Raw genomic sequence first — 1,690 nt, forward strand, 5'->3', positions numbered from 1 at the left:
AACGGTGTTTCCTTTGACACGGTGGCGGACTGGACATTTGAAAATTATGCCAAAAACACTACTATCACCAATCCGGCTCCGGCCATTTCCAACAACTTGGCGACCGCCGCGTGCTTTGGTTTCCCGGTGGACCATATCGTCGGTGACATCTGGGCCAGTTCCAGCGAAGACGTGATTCCAGCGGGCGATGCGGCCAAGGGTTACCTGGCGTTAACGCCGTATCTGTCGGGCACTGATTTCGAGATCCACAAGCGCCTGAAGCAATACATCCTCGATGCTGGCAAAAGCGACCTCAAGGATAAGAAGAGCTTCGGCAGCGTGTATTACAACTCCGGGCTGGTCAACGCGGCCATTGCGGTCGAGGCGATTCGTACCGGACAGAGCAAATTCGGCAAACGGCCACTCAATGGCGAGGAAGGTCGTTGGGGGCTGGAGCACTTGAAGATCGATGATGCCCGCCTCAAGGACATGGGTTATCTGGGGCTGATGCAAAACCTCGTGCTGTCCTGCGATGACCATGAAGGTGGTGGTTCCGCCAGGGTTCAGCAATGGGATGGCAGCCGCTGGACGCTGGTCAGCGACTGGATCGCAGCGGATCGCACGTTGCTGCGGCCTTTGATCGATGAGTAATCTGCGGCATTCGCCAAAGAGAAAAATATCACGCCACGCGATTGCAGCCGTGACGAGTAAGCGACAGCTCGCGTTCGGCGCGTCTGCCAATGACGGCCGGCGTGCACCGCCAGACCATGAGGCGACAGCATGAGTGTTCAGCCAGCCCTACGCGCTACTACGCAAACCCTGCTGCATGTCGATGATATCGAGGTGGTCTACGATTCGGCGATCCTCGCGGTTGCCGGTGTTTCTCTGAGCGTGCCTGACGGCGCTATTGTCGCGCTGCTGGGTGCCAACGGCGCGGGCAAGAGCACCACGCTCAAAGCCATCTCCGGGTTGATCAAGGCTGAGCGTACCGAGATCAGCCGTGGCGCCATCCGCTTCCAGGGCCATGAGACGTCGCGTAGCAGCCCAAACGAATTGGTGCGCAATGGCATGGTCCATGTGCTGGAGGGGCGGCATGTGTTTGCCCACCTCACAGTGGAGGACAATTTGCGCTCGTCCGGTTTCGTCCGGCGTTTGTCCCGCCAGCAGATGGAGCAGGATTTGGAACGGATCTACGCCTGGTTTCCACGGCTCAAGACTAAGTACAAAACCCAGGCCGGACTGACTTCAGGGGGAGAGCAGCAGATGGTTGCCATCGGACGGGCCTTGATGACGCGGCCGTCACTGGTATTGCTTGATGAGCCGTCCATGGGCCTGGCGCCGATCATCGTGGGGGAAATCTTTGAAATCGTCGCCCAGCTCAATCGTGAAGAAAACGTCAGTTTTCTGATCGCCGAGCAGAACATCAATATCGCGTTGAAATACGCTTCTCAGGCCTATGTGCTGGATACCGGCCGCGTCGTGGCTCAGGGCGCGGCGCAGGAATTACTTGGTCGTGGTGATCTGCAGTTATCTGGGCAAGCGGTGATACCGTCCCGTTCAACGTCGCCGACCCCCATTATTCGCCGAGACGTTGATGACATTTTGACGGTGACAGACGCACAGCTAGTAGAGGTAACTGATCTGGGCACCGCGCTCTGGTAGGCTATGTCACCAATCCTGCCCCTTGGTTCGCATGATGTGCTACACGCCC

At 57.9% G+C, this 1,690-nt stretch carries 2 pseudogenes; both read left to right on the forward strand.

The window, feature by feature from the left end:
* Nucleotides 1–630, forward strand: a pseudogene (locus tag M0974_RS29000) (ABC transporter substrate-binding protein); the annotation flags it as partial.
* Between the two features lie 129 nt (nt 631–759).
* Nucleotides 760–1,525: pseudogene (locus M0974_RS29005) on the forward strand (ABC transporter ATP-binding protein).
* Nucleotides 1,526–1,690 lie beyond the last annotated feature (165 nt).

Origin of the sequence: Pseudomonas sp. (assembly GCF_026224925.1) — a bacterium.
GTDB lineage: Bacteria > Pseudomonadota > Gammaproteobacteria > Pseudomonadales > Pseudomonadaceae > Aquipseudomonas.